Origin of the sequence: Klebsiella grimontii (assembly GCF_900200035.1) — a bacterium.
GTDB lineage: Bacteria > Pseudomonadota > Gammaproteobacteria > Enterobacterales > Enterobacteriaceae > Klebsiella > Klebsiella grimontii.
In genome coordinates, this window is sequence record NZ_FZTC01000017.1 from 78,305 (window position 1) to 94,453 (window position 16,149).

The 16,149-nt window shown below is 61.9% G+C and carries 15 protein-coding genes and 1 pseudogene; 9 read left to right on the top strand and 7 right to left on the bottom strand.

Features of this window, described 5'->3' with window-relative positions:
- The first annotated feature begins 38 nt into the window (after window positions 1–38).
- The gene (gene hpxR / locus KOSB73_RS12875) at window positions 39–977 is read left to right on the top strand and encodes a LysR family hpxDE operon transcriptional regulator HpxR (protein ID WP_024359603.1); all 939 of its coding nucleotides are present in this window, start codon (window positions 39–41) and stop codon (window positions 975–977) included.
- A 174-nt stretch (window positions 978–1,151) separates the two neighbouring features.
- Here the strand turns inward: hpxR and hpxO are convergent, their stop codons facing one another.
- Window positions 1,152–2,306 (bottom strand): FAD-dependent urate hydroxylase HpxO, encoded by a 1,155-nt coding sequence (gene hpxO, locus KOSB73_RS12880; RefSeq protein ID WP_004871444.1) that lies wholly within the window; start codon window positions 2,304–2,306, stop codon window positions 1,152–1,154.
- A gap of 346 nt (window positions 2,307–2,652) precedes the next feature.
- Between hpxO and KOSB73_RS12885 the strand changes: the two genes are divergently transcribed.
- Genes KOSB73_RS12885 through uraH form a run of 3 tightly spaced genes read left to right on the top strand, consistent with a single transcriptional unit; the run spans window position 2,653 to window position 4,836 of the window.
- Window positions 2,653–4,035: a nucleobase:cation symporter-2 family protein gene (locus KOSB73_RS12885; RefSeq protein WP_004871443.1), complete on the top strand. Its 1,383-nt coding sequence runs from the start codon at window positions 2,653–2,655 to the stop codon at window positions 4,033–4,035.
- Window positions 4,013–4,513 (top strand): 2-oxo-4-hydroxy-4-carboxy-5-ureidoimidazoline decarboxylase, encoded by a 501-nt coding sequence (uraD, locus tag KOSB73_RS12890; RefSeq protein ID WP_024359601.1) that lies wholly within the window; start codon window positions 4,013–4,015, stop codon window positions 4,511–4,513. The genes KOSB73_RS12885 and uraD overlap by 23 nt, the downstream gene beginning before the upstream one ends.
- Window positions 4,510–4,836 carry a hydroxyisourate hydrolase gene (gene uraH / locus KOSB73_RS12895; RefSeq protein WP_004871437.1) on the top strand — a complete coding sequence of 109 codons (327 nt, stop codon included), beginning with the start codon at window positions 4,510–4,512 and terminating at the stop codon, window positions 4,834–4,836. The genes uraD and uraH overlap by 4 nt, the downstream gene beginning before the upstream one ends.
- 41 nt (window positions 4,837–4,877) lie before the next feature.
- Here the strand turns inward: uraH and guaD are convergent, their stop codons facing one another.
- Both guaD and KOSB73_RS12905 read right to left on the bottom strand, forming a co-directional pair.
- The gene (gene guaD, locus KOSB73_RS12900; RefSeq protein WP_098140565.1) at window positions 4,878–6,197 is read right to left on the bottom strand and encodes a guanine deaminase; all 1,320 of its coding nucleotides are present in this window, start codon (window positions 6,195–6,197) and stop codon (window positions 4,878–4,880) included.
- Window positions 6,198–6,306: 109 nt separating this feature from the next.
- A complete protein-coding gene (locus KOSB73_RS12905; RefSeq protein WP_004871435.1) occupies window positions 6,307–7,794 on the bottom strand; it encodes an NCS1 family nucleobase:cation symporter-1 in 1,488 nt (495 codons plus the stop codon).
- 143 nt (window positions 7,795–7,937) lie between these two features.
- Here KOSB73_RS12905 and KOSB73_RS12910 point away from each other — a divergent pair, with 143 nt between their 5' ends.
- From KOSB73_RS12910 to puuE, 3 genes and pseudogenes are all read left to right on the top strand, one after another.
- Window positions 7,938–8,654, top strand: coding sequence for a GntR family transcriptional regulator (locus KOSB73_RS12910; RefSeq protein ID WP_024359599.1), 717 nt, complete (start codon window positions 7,938–7,940; stop codon window positions 8,652–8,654).
- A pseudogene (hpxA, locus tag KOSB73_RS12915) lies at window positions 8,654–9,373 on the top strand (allantoin racemase); the annotation flags it as partial. The gene KOSB73_RS12910 and the pseudogene hpxA, both read left to right, overlap by 1 nt.
- Before the next feature lie 40 nt (window positions 9,374–9,413).
- Complete coding sequence (gene puuE / locus KOSB73_RS12920) at window positions 9,414–10,346, top strand: allantoinase PuuE (protein WP_024359598.1); 933 nt, start codon at window positions 9,414–9,416, stop codon at window positions 10,344–10,346.
- A 227-nt stretch (window positions 10,347–10,573) separates the two neighbouring features.
- On the opposite strand, the gene hpxZ is transcribed toward puuE, so the two are convergent.
- Genes hpxZ through hpxW form a run of 4 tightly spaced genes read right to left on the bottom strand, consistent with a single transcriptional unit; the run spans window position 10,574 to window position 14,132 of the window.
- Complete coding sequence (hpxZ, locus tag KOSB73_RS12925) at window positions 10,574–10,960, bottom strand: oxalurate catabolism protein HpxZ (protein ID WP_098140566.1); 387 nt, start codon at window positions 10,958–10,960, stop codon at window positions 10,574–10,576.
- On the bottom strand, window positions 10,957–12,354 hold the full coding sequence (locus KOSB73_RS12930; RefSeq protein ID WP_098140567.1) for an AtzE family amidohydrolase: 1,398 nt from the start codon (window positions 12,352–12,354) through the stop codon (window positions 10,957–10,959). The genes hpxZ and KOSB73_RS12930 overlap by 4 nt, the downstream gene beginning before the upstream one ends.
- Window positions 12,351–12,539 carry an oxalurate catabolism protein HpxX gene (hpxX, locus tag KOSB73_RS12935; protein WP_004871419.1) on the bottom strand — a complete coding sequence of 63 codons (189 nt, stop codon included), beginning with the start codon at window positions 12,537–12,539 and terminating at the stop codon, window positions 12,351–12,353. Before hpxX ends, KOSB73_RS12930 begins: the two co-directional genes overlap by 4 nt.
- A gap of 9 nt (window positions 12,540–12,548) precedes the next feature.
- Entirely contained in the window at window positions 12,549–14,132 is a 1,584-nt protein-coding gene (gene hpxW, locus KOSB73_RS12940) for an oxamate amidohydrolase (protein WP_098140568.1), read from the bottom strand.
- Window positions 14,133–14,300: 168 nt separating this feature from the next.
- Between hpxW and hpxU the strand changes: the two genes are divergently transcribed.
- Both hpxU and KOSB73_RS12950 read left to right on the top strand, forming a co-directional pair.
- The gene (gene hpxU, locus KOSB73_RS12945) at window positions 14,301–15,140 is read left to right on the top strand and encodes a MurR/RpiR family transcriptional regulator HpxU (RefSeq protein WP_004871416.1); all 840 of its coding nucleotides are present in this window, start codon (window positions 14,301–14,303) and stop codon (window positions 15,138–15,140) included.
- Between the two features lie 214 nt (window positions 15,141–15,354).
- Entirely contained in the window at window positions 15,355–16,140 is a 786-nt protein-coding gene (locus tag KOSB73_RS12950) for a transporter substrate-binding domain-containing protein (RefSeq protein ID WP_004871415.1), read from the top strand.
- The last annotated feature ends 9 nt before the right edge of the window (window positions 16,141–16,149 follow it).

Sequence of the window (16,149 nt, forward strand, 5' to 3'; positions counted from 1 at the left end):
ATTCACCCAGCCGTTGCAAAAAAGAGAACAGGTCGCCAATGAGCCCATTTTCACGTTTCGCTATCTATTTTGCCGAAGTGGCCCGCAGCGGCAGCCTGCGGCGGGCGGCGGAAAAGCTGCATATTTCCGCTTCGGCCATCAACCGGCAAATTTTGCAGGCGGAAGAGGCCTTTGGTACGCCGCTGTTTGAGCGCCTGCCGGAAGGGCTGCGTATGACTACCGCCGGGGAGCTGCTGTATGACAATCTGCTGCGCTGGCAAAAGGAGTTTCATCTGACGCGGCAAAAGTTTGATGAGCTGCAGGGGCTGAAGCGCGGCAGCGTCAGCCTTGGCATGGTGCAGGCGCTGGCGGAAGGGAGCTTTGCCGCCGCGCTGGCGGACATTATCGCCAGCTGGCAGTGGCTGGAGCTGAATCTGCAGGTGGCGGATAGCCATACCATCAGCCAGAAGGTGCGGCAGGCGGATCTCGATTTCGGCCTGATTCTGGATCCTGAAGGCCAGGCGGGGCTGAGCGTGCTGGCCTTTGCTGAGCTGGAGATGGGCGCGGTAATGCGCCCGGATCATCCTCAGGCGCAGGCCGTGATGCTGTCGCCAGGGGAGCTCAGCGAGGAGCGGCATATTGTTCCCGGCGCGCCGCTGATCGTCCATGATCGGGTCGCGATGCTTTATCGCCATTATGATTTTTCTCCGGCCAACAGTATTAGCTGTAACGATATCCGGCTGATCAAATCGCTGGTGCTGAAAGGCGGCGGCGTGACGATTCTCAGCCGTCTGGACGTGCTGGAAGAGGTGAAGCTCGGGCAGCTGGCGTTTGTCCCGCTACGCAACAAGCTGCTGCGTCCGCTCACCCTGGCCCTGTGCACCGCGCCGTCGCGCCAGCTCTCCCGCCCGGCGCAGATGGCGATCCAGAAGCTGACCGCCGTGATGGAGGAGATGCAGGCCGGGGCAGCGGGTTCACCCGCGTCTGCGATCCGGTAGCCGGAGAGGCGCATCTCGCCGCCTGCGTGAATGTCCCCGGCCTGAAATATTCTGCGGTTTGCTTCCCCGACGGCGCTGCGCTGACCGGGCTACAGGTTCACCCGCGTCTGCGGGTCGGTAGCCCGGCTAAGGCGTTTACGCCGCGAGCCGGGAAGGGCGCTGATGCCAATATTTTTACCCCAGCGGGCCGCCCTGAATGGTTTCGCACAGGCCGTTGATAATCCGCTCTCCGGTCTCGGTTTCCAGCTCCTGATACCAGGCTTGCGTCAGCGCCATATCTTTACCATGGGTCACGTCGCAACGTTTTCGCGCCTTCAGCACCAGGTCGCGGACCCGATCGCAGCGCTGCGCTTCGTACTGGCGCAACACCCCGGCGATATCGCGGCTCTCGCGGAACAGATCCCCCAGCACCACCGCATCCTCCAGCGCCGCGCAGCCGCCCTGGCCGATATCCGGCGTGGTGCTGTGCCCGGCATCGCCCAGCAGCGCCACCTTGCCGCGAACCAGCCGCTCAAACGGTTCAATATCATGGATTTCAATGCGGTTGGTGGTCTGGGGATCGAGGGCGGCGATCAGCTTCTGCACCTGCGGCGCCCAGCCGCTAAAGTAGCGGCTGAGATCCGCCCGTAGCGTGCTGCGATCCTCGGCCAGCCCCGCCGGCAGCGGAACATCAAAGAAAAAGTAAAACCGGCCATCGGAGACCGGCATCAGCGACACCCGTTTCCCCTCGCCGACGAAAGTGGTCCACTGGTTGCCCGGCGCAATCGCCTCATCAATCTCCACCAGACCGTTCCAGTTAACGTAACCCGCGTAGCGGCGCTCAGGGGTATAGCCGAGCACGTACGGGCGCAGCGCGGAATGGCTACCGTCGGCGGCAATCAGAAAATCTCCCTCCGCCATCGACCCGTCGGTAAACCAGACGCGAACGCCGTCGGCGTGTTCTTCGCAGCGGGTGACGCGTTTACCAAACTGCACGGCGTCGCGTCCCCAGAAGTCGAGCATCTCGCGCTGCAGTTCAGCGCGGGAAACCGGACAGGGGCGGCCGCCGGTACGCTCTACCAGCGGAGCGAGGCTGAACTGGGTCAGGTCCTCCCCGCGCAGATAATCCTTATAAGCGAGAAAATGCATCGGGCCGCCGTAGCTCTCGATAATATCGCCCATACCTAAATGCTTCATGCACTTCACGCCGTTAGGCCAGATGGAGATGGCCGCGCCCACCGGTTTGATTTCTTTCACCGCTTCAAAGACTTCGCAATGGATACCTGCATTTTTTAACCCCACCGCCGCGCTCAGGCCGCCGATGCCGCCGCCGATAACTAATGCTTTCATTTGCTTCTCCTTTACATACGTCGTGATTGGCTTGAGCAATTTGCGTACCACTTTGACGCAGGCGCGGATTTCGCCGATTCGGCCTCCCCGCCATCGTGCGGTTGCACAATCGTGGTGCGTGATGGGGGTTTTGTTGCCTTTTTATGAATCAATAATTTCTATATTAGGAATCGAGAATCTAAAGTTTCACCGCGGCGGCCCGCGCAGGCGCACAGGGGTTAACCAGGAAGATGATTTATCTCTTTGTAAAATTGAGGAAAAATTAAATGTTGCGCAAGTGTGAGCGAATTTGGCCTGTTTTGTGCACCCGTTCCCGCACGCTTATTCGCAACGGGATGAAACGACCATGTCAGATGAAAAAAACGGCGGCTTACTGTACGGCCTCGAGCAGCGGATCCCGCCGCTCCCGGCATTTTTTAGCGCTTTACAGCACGTACTCGCCGGGCTGGTGGGCATCATCACGCCGCCGCTGATTATCGGCGCGGCGCTGGGGCTGGGGGAGTGGCTGCCCTATTTAATCAGCATGTCCCTGCTGGCCTCCGGCATCGGTACCTTTTTGCAATCCAACCGCGTTTGGGGGATCGGCGCGGGCATGATCTGTATGCAGGGCACCAGCTTTGCGTTCCTCGGCGTCGCCATTGCCGGCGGTATGTGGGCAAAAGGGCAGGGCGGCACGCCGCAGGATATTATGGCCATGCTGTTTGGCGTCAACTTCGTCGCCGCGCTGGTGCCCTGTCTCGTCAGCCGCTTTATTGAACCGCTGAAGCGTATTTTTACCCCGGTGATTACCGGCAGCGTGATTGCGCTGATCGGCATTAGCCTGATTAAAGTCAGCGTCATTAACTGGTGCGGCGGCGAGCAGGCGAAAGCCTTTGCCAGCATGAGCAATATCGCCCTCGGCGCGGGCACGCTGGGGACCATCGTCCTGCTGAGCTGCGCGAAAAACCGCTGGCTGCGCCTCTCTTCGGTGGTGGTGGGGATTGCCGTCGGCTGCGCGGCGGCGGCGCTGAGCGGATCGTTCCAGCTTAAAGGCGTCGGCGATGTCTGGTTCCGCTTGCCGCAGCTGTTTCCGTTTGGTTTTCAGTTTAACAGCGCGATTTTTATGCCGATTGCGCTGGTGTCGCTGGTCTGCATTCTTGAGGCGGTGGGGGATCTGACGGCTAACTGCCTGATCTCTCGGCAGTCGATAGATGACGAGGCCTTCCGTTCCCGGCTAAAAGGCGGCATTCTTGCCGATGGCATAAGCTGCATGGTGGCGGCGATGCTGTGCGCGTTCCCCAATACCACCTTTGCGCAAAACAACGGCGTGATTCAGATGACCGGCGTCGCCAGCCGCTACGTTGGCCGCTACATTGGGGTGATTTTGATTCTGCTGGGCCTGTTTCCGCCGTTCGGCGAGATACTGCGCCAGATCCCGGCGCCGGTGCTGGGCGGCGCGACGATGGTGATGTTTGGCTGCGTCGTGGCGGCGGGGATCCGCATTATCACCCAGAAACCGCTGACCCGCCGCGATATGCTTATCGTTGGCCTGGCCTTTGGTTTTGGTCTCGGCATTGAAGCGGTCCCGGCGTTTCTGACCCACTTCCCGCCGATCGTGGGTAACCTGTTCGGCTCCGCGGCGACCAGCGGCGGGCTGGTGGCGATTGTCCTGAATCTGATTATCCCGGAAGAGAAACCGGCCGCGGCGGCGGCCACAAGGAGCACCGATGATCGCGCTGAATCACTTTAACCAGCTGAGCGGCGAAGAGGCCGTTTCCCTGCTGGCGCCCTGCGTTGCCGTTCCTGGTTGGGCAGCGGCGCTCGCCGCCGGCCGGCCCTGGCGCAGCCGCGCTGATTTGCTCAACGCCGCGCAGCGGCTGATGGCGGCGTGGGGCGAAGCGGAGCTGGCCGAGGCGCTAAGCGCCCATCCGCGTATTGGCGAAAAGCCCGCCGGGTCTCAGGCGCACGCGGCGCTCTCGCGTCAGGAGCAGGGAAGCGTTGATGAGCGCGATGCTGCGCTGGCGCAGGCGCTGAAAGCGGGCAACGCCCGCTACGAAGCGCGATTTGGCCGGGTTTTTTTGATTCGCGCGAAAGGGCGCAGCGGGGATGAAATCTTAGCGGCGCTGTCGCGTCGCCTGCAAAACAGCGAGCGCGCAGAAGTTCAGGACGCGTTGGCGCAGCTGCGCGAAATCACCTTATTAAGACTGGAAGGAGCAATTGGCGAATGAGTACCTTAAGCACCCATATTCTGGATATCTCTACCGGCCGACCGGCGCAGGGCGTGAAGGTTGTGCTGGAGCGCGAAGGCGCGCTGATTGCCCGCGGGGCCACCGATGAGAACGGCCGTATTGGCGAACTCGGCGCCGGGCCGCTGGCGCCGGGGCATTACCGGTTGAGCGCGGAAATCGGCGAGTGGTTTACCGCCAGCGGGCGCGAGACGCTCTACCTGAGCGCGCAGATTGATTTCGCCATCCGCGAAGCGGCTGGCGGGCACTATCATTTACCGTTTTTAATTGCCCCCGGCGGCTGGTCCACCTATCGCGGCAGCTAAATGTCCTCCGGAGGCGGCGCTGCGCGCCTCCGGGAAAGGGACTACTGCGCAGCCGCATCTCCCCATACGCGCTCGCCGTTTACCCACGTCTCGCTAATATTGCGTTCATCGCCCAGGGTCATCAGCACGAACAGCTGCTCATAGATATCTTTGCAGCGCCCGCTGCGTAAGCGCTGCAGCGGCGTGACCGCCGGGTCGATAACCACAAAATCGGCCTCTTTGCCGGGCTGGAAATTGCCAATCTTCTCATCAAGGCGCAGGGCGCGCGCGCCGCCGAGGGTCGCATGGTAGAAGGCTTCGCTGGCGCGCAGGCGATAGCTTTGCAGCTGGCTGACCTTATACGCCTCGCCGAGGGTGCGCAGCATACTGAACGTAGTGCCCGCGCCAACATCGCTACCGATGCCCATCCGCACCTTGTTCTGCCAGCAGACCGGTAAACGAAACAGCCCGCTGCCGAGGAACAGGTTCGACGTCGGGCAAAAGGCCAGCGCTGAACCGGTCTCGTGCAGGCACTGCCACTCGGCGTCCGCCAGGTGAATGCCGTGGGCAAACACGCTGCGCTCGCCGGTTAACCGATAATGATGGTAGACGTCGAGATAGTGCTCATGCTCCGGCCACAGGCTTTTTACCCACGCCACTTCGTTGAGGTTTTCGCTCAGGTGGGTATGCAGCCAGGTATCGGGAAACTCTTCCCGCAGCTGCCGCACCGCCGCCAGCAGCTCTGGCGTCGAGGTCGGCGCAAAGCGCGGCGTAATGGCGTAGCCGAGACGGCCGCGCTGGTGCCAGCGTTCAATCAGCTCGCGGGTTTGCCGGTAGCTCTGCTCCGCGCTTTCGCTCAGGTAGTCCGGCGCGTGGCGATCCATCATCACTTTCCCGGCGAGCAGGCGCATATTCAGGCGCAGCGCTTCGTTAAACAGGGCATCGACCGATTGCGGATGCAGCGTACAAAAAACCAGCGCGGTGGTGGTGCCGTGGCTTAGCAGCTGGTTGACAAAAAATTGCGCGATCTCGGCGGCGTAGTCGGCATCGGCAAACTGGCTCTCCACCGGAAAGGTATAGGTGGTGAGCCACTCCAGCAGCTGCTCGCCAAATGCGCCAATCATCTCGGTTTGCGGATAGTGGACGTGGGCATCGACAAACCCCGGCAGCAGCAGCTTACCGCGCAGGTCGCGATAGCCCTTCTGCGGGTGCAGGTACCGTTCGCCCTCCTGCCATGGCAGCAGCGTCTGAACGCGTCCGTCGCGAAGAAACAGCACGCCATCCTCCAGATAGCGCGCATGGCGGGCGATATCGTCAGCGCTATCGGCAACGGCGGCGATATCGAAAAATGCGCCGCGAACTGCGGCATGGTAGTCAAACATCATAGCTGCCCTGTGGGTTAGCGAAAGGATAGGTTGATTGAGCAAGATTAATGCCAGTTTGCGCAGGCGGAGAGCCGCCGCGACGTGACGCCGCGGCGGGGATGCGGGGTTACTCTTTCTGGGCGAGGGCGCTGAAACCGGCCGTCGCGCCGACGCGCTCGTCGCGGGCAATCCAGCGGTAGGCCGCGCCGCTCAGGAAGACGCCAATAAACCAGCTAAAGTTGGCCACTTCGTGCAGGGCCGGAATAAAGCTGATGACCAGGCCAATAGCGACGGAGGGTATCAGGGCGGCGATCGCTTTCGGGTTAAAGCCGTTGCGGTACCAGTACTGGCCTTTTGGCGTGTCGTCAAACAGGTCGTTGACGGAAACTTTACCGCGCTTAATGATGTAAAAATCCACAATCAGGATGCCGAACAGCGGGCCGATAAACGCCCCCAGCACATCAAGGGTGTAGTGGATAAGCTCCGGCGAGTTAAACAGGTTCCACGGCGTCAGCAGAATCGACCCCACGGCGGCAATCATCCCGCCGGTGCGGAAGCTGATTTTCTGCGGCGAGCAGTTAGAGAAATCGAACGCCGGGGAGACAAAGTTGGCCACGATATTAATCCCGATGGTGGCGGTGATCATGGTCAACAGGCCAATGGCGACCGCCAGGTCGTTGCCCACGCGGCTCACGGTCTCAATCGGGTCGGTGATCATGCGGCCAAACAGCGACTGCGTTCCGGAGACAATCACCACGGTCACGATGGAGAACAGCAGGAAGTTAAACGGCAGTCCCCAGCGGTTGCCGCGGCGGATTTCGCCCATGCTTTTGCCGTAGCGCGAGAAATCGCCAAAGTTGAGCAGCGGGCCGGAGAAGTAGGAGACCACTAGCGCGGTGGCGGTAATCATCTGCCAGGTTTGCTCCCCGGCGCTCAGAGACTTACTGGCGAGGGTAAAGGAGATCCCGTCAAAACCGGTCTTGTATACAATCCAGCCCGCCAGCGCCAGCATCACCACGTAGACCGCCGGGCCAGCGATATCAATAAAGCGCTTGATGGCGTTCATTCCGTGCCAGAACACCATCGCCTGCAGCAGCCACATGGTGGCGAAGCAGAGCCAGCCCAGATGCGACAGGCCAAGGAAGCTGGAGGCGGTGAGCGTTGATAGCGAGGGCCAGAACTTCAGCAGCACCAGCATCAGCGCGTTGGCGGCGAGATAGGTCTGAATGCCGTACCATGCGAAGGCGATAAGCCCGCGGATCACCGCCGGAATATTGGCCCCAAAGACGCCAAACGCCTGACGACAAATGACCGCGTAGGGCACCCCCGCCATCTGGCTGGGCTTCGCCACCAGGTTGGCGCACAGCTGAACGATGCAAATCCCCACCAGCAGGCACAGCAGCACCTGCCAGCTCGCCAGACCAAGGGTAAAGAAGCTCGCCGCCACCACGTAGCCCCCCATGCTGTGCACGTCCGACATCCAGAAAGAAAAGATGTTGTACCAGCTCCAGTTCTGGTCGCGCGTCGGCGCCAGATCCTCATTGCAAAGCCGCGGGCTGTATCCAGCGTGGGGATCAGCGGCCTTAACCTGATGTGTATTTTGTTGATTTGGCATGAAACCTGCTCCTGTAAATGAACACCCGTTTAAATGGATTGCGAGGCTGTTGCAGGATTTAGGCCAAAGTAGTTATTTTTGTATGCAATAATTAAATTTTATGTATACGATCCGATATCAAAAGGTAAAAACCGGAGTGGTGAATGAGCAACCAACATCGTCTGCAGGCCGCGCCAGAACTGCAGGATAAAGACGAATCCATCTATCAGGCGCTGATGACCGCGATCGTCGAGCATCAGCTGCCGCCGGGGAGCAAACTGCCGGAGGAGGCGCTGGCGGAGGTGTTCGGCGTAAGCCGCACCGGGATCAGAAAGGTGCTGCAACGACTCGCGACTGTGCAAATGGTCGCCCTGACGCCCAAACGTGGTGCACAGGTCGCCAGCCCGACGGTCGAAGAGGCGCAAGAGATCTTCCGCACCCGCGCGCTGCTGGAGGTCGCCAACCTGCCGGATGTGCTGGCCCGCTGTCAGCCGCCGCATCTGGCGGCGCTGGAGGCCATTATCCGTGAGGAGCAGCAGGCCCATGAACGCTATGACGGCCCGGCGGCGATCCGCTACTCCGCCGAGTTTCATATTCAGCTGCAGGCGATCTCCGGCAATCAGGTGCTCACCGAGATGGTGACCCGCCTGAGCCAGCGCTCTTCATTAGTTATCGCGGCGTGGGGATCGCCGTGGCGTCAGGGCTGCCGCTGCGACGATCACGAACGGCTTGTCCAGCTGCTGCGCGACAAGGCGCTGCAGCCGCTGAGCGATGCGTTAAGCCACCATTTTGAACATATTGTCGCCAGCCTTTGCTTTGAGCGTTCTGGCGTGACCCTGCCCGATTTTGCCCGGCTGTTTGCCGGTTATAAGGAGCCGTAATGGCCGCTGTTTGTATACAAGTGATCAACCCCAACACCAGCCTGGCAATGACGGAAACCATCGGCGCCGCCGCGCGGGCGGTCGCCGCGCCGGGAACCGAGATTCTGGCGGTCTGCCCCCGCGAAGGCGTCCCATCGATAGAGGGCCACTTTGATGAAGCCATCGCCGCCGTGGGCGTGCTGGAGCAGATCAAAGCCGGTCGCCAACAGGGGGTAGACGGGCACGTGATCGCCTGTTTTGGCGACCCCGGGCTGCTGGCGGCGCGCGAGCTGGCGCAGGGGCCGGTGGTGGGCATTGCCGAAGCGGCGATGCATATGGCGACGCTGGTGGCCACCCGTTTCTCCATCGTGACCACGCTGCCGCGCACCCTGATCATCGCCCGTCATCTGCTGCACCAGTATGGTTTTCATGACCACTGCGCAGCCCTGCACGCCATTGATTTACCGGTGCTGGCGCTGGAGGACGGCAGCGGTGTGGCGCAGGAGAAGGTGCGTGCGCGCTGTATTCAGGCGCTAAAAGAGGACGGCTGCGGGGCCATCGTACTGGGCTGCGGCGGGATGGCGACGCTGGCCCAGGAGCTGACCCGCGAGCTGCGCGTGCCGGTGATCGACGGCGTCAGCGCGGCGGTCAAAATGGTTGAGTCGCTGGTGGCGTTAGGCCTGTCGACCAGCAAGCACGGCGATTTAGCTTTTCCCGAAAACAAGGCGTTGAGCGGCAAATTTCAGGCATTAACCCCGTTTTGAATGAAAGAGGTGGCAGATGGCATTTTTGGCAGACGATTACCCGCGCGACCTGCGCGGCTACGGCGGACAGCCGCCGCATGCGCGGTGGCCGAACAACGCGCGCATCGCCGTGCAGTTTGTGCTGAACTACGAAGAGGGCTCGGAAAACCACGTGCTGCACGGCGATGCCGGTTCTGAACAGTTTCTGTCCGATATTATCGGCGCCGCCAGCTACCCTGACCGGCATATGTCGATGGACTCCTTGTATGAGTACGGCAGCCGCGCCGGTTTCTGGCGCATCCATAATGAGTTCAGCAAGCGGGGACTGCCGCTGACCGTGTTCGGCGTTGCCATGGCGCTGGCGCGGCATCCCGAGGTGGTCGAGGCGATTAAGACGGCGAACTATGACGTGGTCAGCCACGGCTGGCGCTGGATCCATTACCAGAATATGTCCATTGAGCAGGAGCGGGAGCATCTTCATAAAGCGGTGCAGGTGTTAACCGATCTGTTTGGCAAGCCGCCCACCGGCTGGTACACCGGGCGCGACAGCCCCAATACTCGCCAGCTGGTGGTGGAGCACGGCGGTTTTGATTACGACAGCGACTATTATGGCGACGACCTGCCGTTCTGGAGCGAGGTGGCCTGCGGCGACGGGACGCGTAGGCCGCACCTGATCGTGCCTTATACCCTCGATGCCAACGATATGCGCTTCGCCACCGCCCAGGGGTTTAATACCGCCGAGCAGTTTTACATCTATCTGAAAGACAGCTTTGATGTGCTGTATGAAGAGGGGGCCAGCGCGCCGAAGATGATGTCCATCGGTATGCACTGCCGCCTGCTGGGGCGTCCGGGCCGCTTTCGCGCGCTGCAGCGTTTCCTCGATTATGTGCAGCAGCACGACCGGGTCTGGGTCTGCACCCGTCAGCAGATCGCCGACCACTGGCGCGAGGTTCATCCGTTTGGTGGGTAAAGTCGTTCCCCGGGTCGCGCCGCAAGCGGCTTACCCGGGCTACTGGCCTGCAGGCGCGAGTTAACCCGTAGCCCGGTCAGGGAAGCGCCACCGGGGAAGCAAACCGCAGAGCATTTCAGATCTGGCACATTCCCGGAGGCGATGCTGCGCATCTGTCCGGGCTACCGGCCCGCAGACGGCGATGGACCCGTAGCCCGGGTAAGCGCAGCGCAACCCGGGGGATTCCCTTAACTCATTAAACTCACCTGGGCGGCGACGATGCGCCAGCCGAAGGGGAAGCGCACCCAGGTTTGCTGCTGTCGGCCAATGCGTTCGCTGCCTTCGCGGGTGAATTCGGTGCTGCACACCGCGTAATCCTCGCCGAAGGTGGTGATGGTGGTGTGCCGCAGCTCGCGCGCTAATCCGGCGGTGGGACGGGCGGCGCGAAAGGCGCGGATTTCGTCGATACCGTAGAGATTTTCCCCGGCCCCCAGCCGCACCGTGCGCTTATCGTGCCAGAACAGCTCATCCAGCACCGCGATATTATTGCTGACCAGCGCTTCCTCATAGCGGTAAAACGCCGCCGTCACCTCGGCGAGGATCCGCGGGCGATTAATATGCTCTTGCGTCATCATGCTGCTATCTCCACCGGGCGGGCGTCGGTCACGCCCGTCTCTTCCAGCGCCCGCGCGACCCGCAGACAGGCTTGTTCATTAAAAGGCGCGGCAATCAGCTGCAGGCCGATCGGCTGCCCGCTCGCCGTGCGCAGCGGCACGGTGACCACCGGCAGGCCAAGGAAGGAGATGGGCTGAGTCAGCATCCCCATACTGGCGCGGATCGGCAGCGGCTGGCCGTTGATCTCCATGTTCTGCGCGCCGATGAGCGTCGCGCTGCACGGCGTGGCCGGGGCGATAAGCACATCCGCATGGGCGAACAGGGCTTTAAACGCCTGCTGTGCGTGGCGGCGGAAGCGCTGGGCCTGAAGATACCAGGCCGACGGGATCATCGCGCCCGCCAGCAGGCGCTCGCGTGAGTTCGGCTCAAAACGTTCGGCCTGGCTACGCAGCGCGGGCAGGTACTGGTTGCCGCCCTCGGCGGCGCTGATAATAAACGCCGCCGAGCGGGCCAGCTCCGCCTCCGGGAAGATCAGCTCCTCATGCGCCGCCAGCGCCCCGGCGACGCGAGCGACGGCCGCGCGGGCGTCGTTATCGCACCATGTCGTAAAATAACCGCCGAGCGTGGCGCAGCGCAGGCCTTCGAGACCGCGCGACAGCAGATTCGCCGTGCGCTCGCTGGCCTTGTCGGCCTGAAAACCATCGCCCGGATCGCGGCCCTGCAGGGCATCGTAAACTGCGGAAAGGTCGCTGACGCAGCGGGCAAACGGACCGATATGGTCGAGGCTGGCGACGAAAGGATGGCTCCCGGAACGCGACAAGCGGCCAAAGGTCGGCTTGAGGCCGAAGATCCCGCACAGCGATGCCGGGACGCGAATGGAGCCGTTGGTGTCGCTCCCCAGCGAAAAATGCACCAGCCCGGCGGCCACCGCCGCCGCCGACCCGCCCGAGGAACCCCCGGCGATCCGCGAGAGATCGTGCGGGTTACGCGTCGCCCCGTAATGGCTGTTTTCGGTGGTAAACCCGTAGGCGTAGGCATCCATATTCAGCATCCCGGAGAGCAGCGCGCCCGCGCTGTGCAGCTGGCGCACCGCCCAGCTATCGGCAACGGCGGCGGGGCGATCGCCCAGCAGCTGCGCCCCGGCAAGGGTCGTGTGTCCGGCGACATCGAAAAGATTTTTCACCGCATAGGGAACGCCTGCCAGCGCGGGCAGAGGCTTTTTTTCCCGCCGCAGGGTATCGATATTTTCCGCCTCAGCGAGCATGCGTTTTTCGCTGACGTGGGTCCAGGCGTTGATCTGCGGGTTAACCCGCGCGATGTTCTCCAGGGTGTGGCGGGCGATCTCTTTGGCGCTGAGTTCGCCGCTGGCCAGCGCGCGCTGGATGTCGTGAATCGTCATTTCAGGCAGCTTCATGCTTTATAAACTCCAGCGATTTCGACGCGCTCGTCGAGGGGAAAGGCCAGCAGCGGCCCGGCCATGGCGGCAATGCGGCTAAACTGCACCCGGAGCTCTGCGCGCCGCGCATCGTCCAGCTCCAGCGCCAACAGCTGTTCCATTTGCGTGAGGTAAGCGTCCCATTCGTTGTGCGGTGTGTTCATCATCAGCTCCTAATATCCGGCGGCGGAGCCGTTGCTGCGCGGATCGCTGGCCCCCTCGAACAGACCGTTGGGGTGGCGAACGATCGCCCCGGCGTGGCCCATGGCTTCGCTGAAATCGGCTAGCACTTCAACGTCATGCCCTAGCTGACGCAGGCGGGCAACGCATTCGGCGCTGAAGCGGCCTTCCAGCTTGAGCGAGTCGGAGGTTTGCCCCCAGGTGCGTCCCAGCAGCCAGCGCGGCCGGGTGATGCTCTCCTGCAGCGGCGCGTTTTGCAGCACGTAGCGGGTGAAAATAGCGGCCTGGGTTTGCGGCTGACCGTCGCCGCCCATCGATCCGTACACCATCACCCGGCCATCGTTCAGCCTTGCTGCGGCGGGGTTGAGGGTGTGAAACGGCTGTTTGCCGGGCGCCAGCGCCAGCAGGTGGCTCGGGTCGAGGCTGAAAGAGGCCCCGCGGTTCTGCCAGACAATCCCGCTCTCCGGCAGCACCACGCCGCTGCCGAATTCGTGATAAAGGCTTTGAATAAAGGAGACCGCCAGTCCGCTTTTATCGATAACCCCCATCCATACGGTATCGCCAGGGCCTTTGCCCGCGCCCCACGGGGCAGCCTGCTGGTCGTCGATGTTATCCGCTAGCGGCTGTAGCGCCGCCGCCGCCAGCAGGCTCTGGATATCGACATCAAGGTGGCGCGGATCGGTGATATGCGCGTCGCGCAGGCCGAAAGCCAGCTTGGTCGCCTCAACGATGCGGTGGACGGTCATCGCATCGTCGGCGTCGGCCATCGCCAGCTGGTCGGTGATGCCGAGGATTGCCAGCGAAACCAGCCCCTGGGTCGGCGGCGCGAGGTTCCACAGTTCCCCGTGCTGATGCTCAAGCCTGAGCGGCAGCGGGCGGCGGGCGCGATGCTGCTGCAGATCGCTGAGGGTCACGGGCAGTCCATACTGTTCCATACCGCGGGCCAGATGCTCCGCCAGCGGCCCGCGATAGAAGCTGTCCAATCCTTCCTCGCTTAACCGGCGCAGAGTGTTCGCCAGCGCCGGCTGCAAAAAGCGGCTCCCGGCCTTCGGCGGCTGGCCGTCCACCAGAAAGGTTTCGGCGAAGCCGGGCTGGTCGCGCAGTTCGCTGAATTTCCCGGCGGTGGCGCTGGCCTGCGAGGCGGTAACCGGGATGCCGCTCGCGGCGTAGCCGATGGCATCTTCCAGCAGCCGCGACAGCGGCAGCGATCTTCCACTTAACTCGCGCGAAACCTTCAGCGCTTCGTCCCAGCCGCTGACGGTGCCCGCTACGGTGAGGGCCGCCTGCGGGCCCCGGTGGGGGATCTGCGCCAGGCCGGCGTAGGCCTGCGGCGTCGCCAGCGAGCCCGCCGCGCCGCTGGCGTCAATGGCGATGGGGTCGCCTTCGGGCGGCACGATAAGCCAGAAGCCATCGCCGCCGAGGCCGTTCATATGCGGGTAAACCACGGCGATGGTGGCGGCGGCGGCGGCCATCGCTTCTATCGCGCTTCCGCCTTCGCGCAGAACCGCCAGCGCGCTCTGGCTGGCCAGATGATGGGGCGCGACCGCCATCCCGTGGGCGGCAACATGACTTTGCATGGGGTGTCCTCAATTAACCGAATCGTCGCCAGAGGGTTGCAAAAGCTGTTCCATGTCTGAACGCAAAGTTTCAATCGCTGCTGGCGATGGGCGTTTTTTGCCGAACTGGCATGCATTATGAAAGGCGTTAGCGGTATAGTGCGGTGAAACGAAAGTTACAGAGGTCTTATGCAACAGCTTGATGAACGACTAAAAGAGCAGTACCCGTCTTTATCGCCGCAGGAACAGCGGGTGGCGGATTTTATTTTCGATCATTTTGATGACCTGATTAGCTACAACAGCGCAGAGCTGGCGCAGCTTAGCGGGGTATCGAAAGCCACGGTCAGCCGTCTGTTCAAGCGCCTGGGCTATGAGAAATATAAAGATATGCGCGATGAGCTGCGCACCCTGCGCCAGAGCGGAATGCCGCTGACCGATAATCGCGATGCGGTGCAGGGCAACACGCTGCTGGCGCGCCACTATAAACAGGAGATCGCCAACCTGACCCAGTGGGTTAACGCCCTTGATGTCCAGCAGTTCGCCGAGGCGATTCAGGCGCTGGTAAGCGCCCGGCGTATTGTGATTATCGGCATGCGCAATGCTTATCCGGCGGCGCTGCATCTGCGCCAGCAGCTTCTTCAGGCGCGCGGGCAGGTGCTGGTGCTGCCGCAGCCGGGACAAAGCTTAAGCGAGGAGCTGGTGGATTTAACCGCTGACGATCTGGTGGTGGTGATGGCGTTTCGCCGCCGCCCGCGCATTATTCGCCCGCTGCTGCAGCAGCTACAGAGCAGCGGTATTCCGGCGCTGCTGATGTGCGAGCCGCAGGCCCACGGCCTGTTTCCGCTGGCGCGCTGGCGGCTTTGCGCGCCGCTGGATAGCGTATCGGCCTACGATAGCTACGCGTCGGTCAATAGCCTGATCAATCTACTGTCGAACGCGTTTCTGCACGAAATTCTCGATAAAGGCCGCCCGCGTATTCACGATATTGCCACCCTCTATCAGCAGCTGGACGAGCTGGAACAACGATAATGGGGCGCCAGCGTGGTGCCTTGCATGATTTTGGTGCGACAAAATAATGGGGAAACGCGCGGTCGTTTCCTCTTAATTCCTCACTTTCCCTTGTTTTACCTTCGCTTAGCCAAACGGCGGACTCACCCGATGCGCGGCGATTTATCTGGCACATTAGTTGCAAAAGTGACTTTAAAGAATCTTTTGTTTCATGCTAACGTAACGGGTAAACACCATGAAGAAACTGTTGATCGCACTGGCCGGGGCCGCTTGTCTGTTAACCAACCTCTCGGCGGCGAAGGCTGACCAGCTCCAGGATATTGAAAAGCGCGGCACGATCCGCATTGCGGTGCCGCAGGATTTCCCGCCGTTTGGCTCGGTGGGGACCGACCTTCAGCCGCAGGGCTACGACATCGATATGGCGCGCTACCTCGCCAAACAGATGAAGCTCAAGCTGCAGCTGGTGCCGGTCACCAGCGCCAACCGCGTGCCTTATCTGCAAACCGATAAGGTGGACCTGGTGATTTCCAGCCTCGGTAAAAACGCCGAGCGCGAGAAGGTGATCGATTTCAGCCGCGCCTACGCGCCGTTCTTCCTCGGCGTATTTGGTCCGAAGGGCGCAGAGCTGAAAGACCCGGCGGCGCTGAGCGGTAAAAGCGTTGGCGTGACCCGCGGCGCGGTGGAGGATATGGTGCTGACCAGCGTGGCGCCGAAAGAGGCGCAGATTAAGCGCTACGAAGACAACAACACCACGCTGTCGGCGTATCTTTCCGGCCAGGTGCAGTACGTCGCTACCGGAAACCTGGTGGTGGCGGCCATCTCCCGGCAGAACGCTGACAAAGCCCCGGTGCCGAGCTTTATGCTGAAAGACTCGCCGTGCTTTATCGGCCTGAAGAAAAATGAACCGGCCCTGAAGGCGAAAGTGGATGCGCTGATTGAGCAGGGGGTGAAAGACGGCACCCTCAACGGGCTGTCTGAGAAGTGGTTGAAAGCGCCGCTGCCTGCCAGCCTCGGCGCCTAAGGTTCGGGC

What these genes read in the sequence shown, in the direction of transcription:
- hpxR (WP_024359603.1), top strand. Translation starts at nt 39, where the DNA reads ATGAGCCCATTTTCACGTTTCGCTATCTATTTTGCCGAAGTGGCCCGC.
- hpxO (WP_004871444.1), bottom strand. Translation starts at nt 2,306, where the DNA reads ATGAAAGCATTAGTTATCGGCGGCGGCATCGGCGGCCTGAGCGCGGCG.
- KOSB73_RS12885 (WP_004871443.1), top strand. Translation starts at nt 2,653, where the DNA reads ATGTCAGATGAAAAAAACGGCGGCTTACTGTACGGCCTCGAGCAGCGG.
- uraD (WP_024359601.1), top strand. Translation starts at nt 4,013, where the DNA reads ATGATCGCGCTGAATCACTTTAACCAGCTGAGCGGCGAAGAGGCCGTT.
- uraH (WP_004871437.1), top strand. Translation starts at nt 4,510, where the DNA reads ATGAGTACCTTAAGCACCCATATTCTGGATATCTCTACCGGCCGACCG.
- guaD (WP_098140565.1), bottom strand. Translation starts at nt 6,197, where the DNA reads ATGTTTGACTACCATGCCGCAGTTCGCGGCGCATTTTTCGATATCGCC.
- KOSB73_RS12905 (WP_004871435.1), bottom strand. Translation starts at nt 7,794, where the DNA reads ATGCCAAATCAACAAAATACACATCAGGTTAAGGCCGCTGATCCCCAC.
- KOSB73_RS12910 (WP_024359599.1), top strand. Translation starts at nt 7,938, where the DNA reads ATGAGCAACCAACATCGTCTGCAGGCCGCGCCAGAACTGCAGGATAAA.
- puuE (WP_024359598.1), top strand. Translation starts at nt 9,414, where the DNA reads ATGGCATTTTTGGCAGACGATTACCCGCGCGACCTGCGCGGCTACGGC.
- hpxZ (WP_098140566.1), bottom strand. Translation starts at nt 10,960, where the DNA reads ATGATGACGCAAGAGCATATTAATCGCCCGCGGATCCTCGCCGAGGTG.
- KOSB73_RS12930 (WP_098140567.1), bottom strand. Translation starts at nt 12,354, where the DNA reads ATGAAGCTGCCTGAAATGACGATTCACGACATCCAGCGCGCGCTGGCC.
- hpxX (WP_004871419.1), bottom strand. Translation starts at nt 12,539, where the DNA reads ATGAACACACCGCACAACGAATGGGACGCTTACCTCACGCAAATGGAA.
- hpxW (WP_098140568.1), bottom strand. Translation starts at nt 14,132, where the DNA reads ATGCAAAGTCATGTTGCCGCCCACGGGATGGCGGTCGCGCCCCATCAT.
- hpxU (WP_004871416.1), top strand. Translation starts at nt 14,301, where the DNA reads ATGCAACAGCTTGATGAACGACTAAAAGAGCAGTACCCGTCTTTATCG.
- KOSB73_RS12950 (WP_004871415.1), top strand. Translation starts at nt 15,355, where the DNA reads ATGAAGAAACTGTTGATCGCACTGGCCGGGGCCGCTTGTCTGTTAACC.